General features: G+C 51.0%; 2 protein-coding genes and 1 pseudogene. All 3 read right to left on the bottom strand.

Annotated elements, in window-relative coordinates; genetic code table 11:
• Window positions 1-131: pseudogene (locus tag RW114_RS19600) on the bottom strand (sulfate ABC transporter ATP-binding protein); the annotation flags it as partial.
• A 41-nt stretch (window positions 132-172) separates the two neighbouring features.
• On the bottom strand, window positions 173-1,696 hold the full coding sequence (locus RW114_RS19595; protein ID WP_340124423.1) for an ATP-binding protein: 1,524 nt from the start codon (window positions 1,694-1,696) through the stop codon (window positions 173-175).
• Window positions 1,689-5,432 (bottom strand): PAS domain-containing hybrid sensor histidine kinase/response regulator, encoded by a 3,744-nt coding sequence (locus RW114_RS19590; protein ID WP_340124422.1) that lies wholly within the window; start codon window positions 5,430-5,432, stop codon window positions 1,689-1,691. Before RW114_RS19590 ends, RW114_RS19595 begins: the two co-directional genes overlap by 8 nt.
• Between the last annotated feature and the right edge of the window lie 163 nt (window positions 5,433-5,595).

Below are 5,595 nucleotides of genomic sequence, written 5' to 3'. Positions count from 1 at the left end.
GTGACATTCAGGTCGTGATGCAGGTTGCGCAGCCATTGGCGCAAATCCTTGCGCACACTGGCATCGAGCGCGCCGAACGGTTCATCCAGCAATAATACCGAGGGCTCCACGGCCAAGGCGCGAGCCAAAATGAAGGAATCGTTGTCGTAGCCTACTTGACTTCCCTAATGGCTTAAGCTGTTGGTAGAGTGAAATAAAAAGTGGTGCCTTTTCCAAATTCGCTATTGAAACGCAAAGTACCCTCGTGGGCTTCGATCAGTGAGCGACTGATGGATAGCCCCATGCCCATGCCATCTGCCTTAGTGGTGTAAAAAGGCGTCGATATTTTTTGTTGTTGGTCTTCATTAAGCCCAGATCCATTGTCCTTCACTCGGATCTCTATGTCATTATTGGGAGTCAATCGGCTATGGATTGTTAACTGGCGTTGTTGTTCTGCAGGTAAGTTTTGAACGGCATCAACGCTATTTCGGATCAGGTTTATGAGGACCTGTTCAATTTGAATATGATCGACATAGACAGGCAGCAGGTTGTTTTCCAGTTCAAGCGTTAGTTCTATGCTGTTTTGTTTAAGGTCGGCAATACACAGGCTAACAGCGTCATGAAGTAAACTATTAATGTCGGCGCTTGCTCGATGTTTTACATGAGATTTAACAAACTCCCTCATGCGTTGAATGATCTGTCCCGCTCTTAAAGACTGTTGCTGAGTTTTGGATAAAATTTCGGTGAGCTTTGCCAGATCAGGGTTTTCAGCTTTAATCAGGTTTAAACTGACTTGCGTATAGCTGGAAATTGCAGCCAGAGGTTGGTTGACCTCATGAGCAATGCCTGAAGCCATTTCACCCATCAGCCCAAGACGAGTGACATGGGCGAGTTCGTCCAGATGTTTTTTGTCTTGCTGCTCCCGGTGTTTGCGCAAACTCACATCACGTACAATAGTTGTAAAATAGTGCGCATCATTGACTGTAAACTCTGCGATGGACAGATCCAGGGGCACCACAGAACCGTTTTTGTGAATGCCCTCAATCTCCCGGATTTGGCCGACATAATTTTCTGCATACGGCAAGTTGCAATCATTCAGTGCTCTTGGCGATGACTGCATGAGTTTATTAAAATTGCAGCCAATCAGCTCTTCCGGTTTATAGCCGAAAATAGATTCTACTGCGGCATTAGCGGATACGATGATGTCGGACATGTTAATAGTGATAATGCCTTCCACGGCCGCATTAAAAATGGAGTTGAGTTTAGCGGTCCGTTCCAGCACCGTTTGTTCCAACCCTTGGTTGGAATGTTCGATTTTTTTGTACAACAACCGCACTTCCAGCATGTTATGGATACGCGTCTGTATTTCGACCAGATCAAAAGGTTTGCTGATAAAATCTTTCGCGCCGGAGGCAAGTGCACGCAGCTTTTGGCTCGGTTGGGCCGTGATCACAAGTACCGGAAGGTACCCATTCCTTTCTATTTTCTTAAGGCCTTCCATCACCTGAAAGCCATCCATGCCGGGCATCAGCAGATCGAGCAAGATCAGGTCGTAGCGGTTTTTTTTGTGTAGCGGATAAACCTTATTGGGATCATTGGTCGACGTAATGCACGCATAGCCGACATCACGCAGCATTTCCTCCAGCAGAAGCACATTGGATTGCTGATCGTCAACGATCAGAATGCTGGCGTTAAGGATTTCTTGTTCGCTAATCATCGTATTTGTTCTTTTTATTCGTGTCGTCCAATCCCGTTTCAGAAAATTTCAGTGCACCGTCCAAGGCGTCCATAAATTCATTGACCTTGATGGGTTTGGTGAGATACCTGAAGAATCCAGCCTCCAGCCCCTTCTCGATATCGCGTGGCATGGCATTGGCGCTGATGGCAACTACCGGGATGTGCGCCGTTGCCGGATCTTCACGCAGGAGTTCCAGCGCTTGGAAACCGCTGAGGCCGGGCAGATTGATGTCCATCAGGATCACATCCGGAAGATGGGTATACGCCAGCGCTATGCCTTGTTTGCCATCGCGCGCGCTCAGCATGTGTATATGTGGGTGGCCCTCAATGATTTGCTCGACCAGCATCAGGTTGGCCGGATTGTCTTCCACATAGAGCAGAGTGCGCGGCGTCGCGTTTTCCTGGGTTTGCAGTGCAAGTTCTGCGGGCGGTGTATTTTCAGCGAAAAATTGTGGCGTAAGGTCCCGGATCAGTTCGATCCAGAATTCGCAGCCCACTCCGACAGTGCTTTCCACGCCGATGGTGCCTCCCATCAGTTCGATCAGTTGCTTGGTTACCACCAGGCCGATGCCCGTGCCTTCCTCGCCGCTAGACTCTCGCCCGAGACGATTGAACGGCTGAAAGAGCTGTGCCAGTTTTTCCGGAGCCAATCCCTCACCGCTGTCTTTGACGCTGATGCGTAGGCGTTCAGGCGTGCTCTCGGTGCATTTCACCTCGACCGTTCCATGCTCGCGGTTATATTTGATCGCATTGGAAAGCAGGTTGATCAGAACCTGCTTTACCCGGGTTCGATCGGCACTGACAAACCAGGTTTTGTCGAATGGAAGAAAGGTCAGTTTGATGTCATGCTGTTGCGCCTGCGGTTCGATCATGGCCTGGCATTCAAGGATGACATCGATCAGCGCCACCGGTTCTGACGACATCGATATCTTGCCGGACTCGATCAACGCGAGATCGAGGATTTCGTTAATCAGCTCCAGCAGATACCATCCTGCTTTGACAATCTGGTGCAGCCTTACAGCCTGGGTGGCCGTTGGCGGCGGAGAACCAGCCTCCAACAATTGGGCGAAGCCGAGGATGGCGTTCAGGGGTGTGCGCAATTCATGGCTCATGCTGGAAAGGAAATCCGATTTGGCGTGGTTGGCTTTTTCCGCCACAGACTTGGCGTTCTCCAGTTCCTGATCCAGGCGTTTGCGTTCAGTGACGTCGCGCGCTGCGGCGAACACGCCCTGTAGCTTCCTGTCCCGATCGTAGAAGGTGGTCGCGTTGAAGGACACCACCGTTTCCTTACCGTCCCTGGCGCGCGCGGTGAGCTCGTAGTTGGTGACCTTCTTTTCGCTCAGCACCAGTTTGATGCTCGCCTCGGCCCGCTCCGGATCGGTGAAGTTATTCTTGAACGGTGCACCGATCAGCTCGTCGCGCGTGCAGCTGGTAAGTACCTCCATCTGCTTGTTGACATCGGAAATGATGCCGGACAGATCGGTGGTCATGATCGCATCGATGTTGGATTCGATCAGTGACCGGGTGTAGAACTGCTGATCGCGCAGGCGCTGATCGAGCTTCTTCTGCTCTTCTTCGATCTGCTTGCGCGCAGTATTGTCGGTGCCAATTAATAAGTAGCCGATAATTGCATTCTGAGCGTCGCGTAGCGCCGTGACCGATACGACCGCCGGAAAGCGACTGCCGTCTTTGCGAATATAAGTCAAATCGTAGATATCCTCGATGCCGCGCGAGGCTTTGAACACCAGGGCCTCGAAGCCCGGCATAATCGGGGTGTCGAGTTCGGCACTCAACGCCTTGGCCCGCGCAATCACTTCCTGCGGATCGGAAATATCGGCTGGCGTGACCTTGTTCATCACTTCAGCGGCCGAGTAGCCCAGCATCCGTTCCGCGCCGACGTTGAAAATCTGAATCACGCCCTCCGCGTCGGTGGCGATACTTGAGAAGTTGGCGCTGTTGAAAATCGCGCTCTGTAGGGCACCCGCCTTGATCTCAGTGCCGATCAACAGGTAGCCGATGATGGTGTTTTGATCGTCGCGTAGCGCCGTGACCGACACGACCGCCGGAAAGCGACTGCCGTCCTTGCGAATATAGGTCAACTCGTAAATATCTTCGATGCCGCGTGAGGCCTTGAACACCAAGGCCTCGAAGCCCGGCTCAATCGGGGTATCCAATTCCAGGCTCAGGGCCGTTGCCCGCGCGATCACTTCCTGCGGATCGGAAATTTCAGCCGGGGTGATCTTGTTCATCACTTCGGCGGCGGTGTAGCCCAGCATCCGTTCCGCGCCGACGTTGAAGATCTGAATCACGCCCTTCGCGTCGGTGGCGATACTCGAGAATTTGGCGCTGTTGAAAATCGCGCCCTGCAAAGCCCCCGCCTTGACCAGCGCCTCTTCCGCCAGCTTCCGCGCGGTAATCTCGGTCGCCACACCCAGCAGTTTGTTACAACTATTATCGTCGTCAATCAGCGGAATCTTGATCGTGCTGTACCAGTGTACTGAGCCATCGGCATGGGTAAGTTTTTCCTCCGGGATGAGTTTGGATGCGCAGTTGTTTATGACATCAAGGCCATCTTGATAGAAGTCAGCTACTTCGTCAGCGTCGAGATTGAAGTTCTCGTCTGTCAACCCGGTCAAATTTTCAGGGCTTGTGCCATAGCACTGGGCCAAAGCCGCATTACCTAACAGGAATTGCCCCTCCCGATTTTTGACAAAAATCATACTGGGTACCGCATCGATGACTTGTCTGAGGAAGGTCCGTTCATGTTGTAATGCTTCCTGGGTGCTTTTGATATCGGTAATATCTTCAGTTGTCCCGAAACCGCCGAGCAGCGATCCATGCTCGCCAAATTCGAGCTCAGCCAGTTCACGTACCCATTTGACCTTCTGGCCTACTATAATCCGGTGTTCAATATCGTAGGACTTGCCGGTAAGGGCATCTTTCCATGCCGCATCGACTAATTGCCGGTCTGCCGGGTGGACACTATCAAGAAATGATTGATACGTTAAAGGTGTGCCTTTAGGTATGCCAAAGATTCGAAAATTTTCGTCAGACCATGCCAATATATTATTGTGGGCGTCTATGCGCCAGCTGCCGACATGAACGACTGCCTGGGCATATTTAAGATCCATCTTGCTCTTATACAAAGCCGCTTCTTCCTTCTGACTCTTCTGCAAAGCCTCTTCGATTTTCTTGTGTTTGGTGATGTCGGTGAGCGTGATACGAATCATAGGAGCCTTGTCGTCGGTTGCAACGAGTAGGCAGCTAAGCAGGGCATCAAATACAACATTGTTACTGCGCTGAAGTATCAGTTCGTAATCATGTACTTTTCCTTCGTGCTGTATCACACGCCTAAACAAACGGTGCCAGCGGTCGCCATCTTGGGGCGCGACTAAGGCAGCGAAACGATGGTTAATCAGTTTATTGCGGTCCACTCCGAGGAGCGTGGCGCCGGTGAGGTTGATTTCGGTGATCAGGCCTTCGCGTGTGAGGGTGAGATAACCCACCGGGGCGAATTCATAGAGGTTTACATAGCGATCTCGGGATTCTTCCAGAGCGATATGGGTGCGCCGCAATTCCTCATTCTGCATTTCCAGTTCAATTTGATGGACATGAAGTTCGTGTAGTAGCTCATCGGTAGAGAGAGTCGATACTTCAATTAGCGGTGTATGAGCAAGTTGCGCCTCAACTTTTGTCCGAAACGGATTTGGATCCATTGGTTTTTTGTTCATGTCGCTATATCTTTTGCCTGTTATAGTTTCTCAGGTAAATAATTTCCAAGCCACTACAGTAAAATTCACGCAGGGATTGCGAAATCTTCACGCATTTTCTTCATGACACACAAAACTTTACTGGCATCTTGCATATACGTCTTGAAAG

This window comes from Methylobacter svalbardensis (genome assembly GCF_037671525.1).
Taxonomy (GTDB): domain Bacteria; phylum Pseudomonadota; class Gammaproteobacteria; order Methylococcales; family Methylomonadaceae; genus Methylobacter_A; species Methylobacter_A svalbardensis.
The sequence above is the reverse complement of the archived record's forward strand: the minus strand, read 5'-3'. Positions and strand labels throughout refer to the sequence as shown.

What these genes read in the sequence shown, in the direction of transcription:
- RW114_RS19590 (WP_340124422.1), bottom strand. Translation starts at nt 5,432, where the DNA reads ATGGATCCAAATCCGTTTCGGACAAAAGTTGAGGCGCAACTTGCTCAT.
- RW114_RS19595 (WP_340124423.1), bottom strand. Translation starts at nt 1,696, where the DNA reads ATGATTAGCGAACAAGAAATCCTTAACGCCAGCATTCTGATCGTTGAC.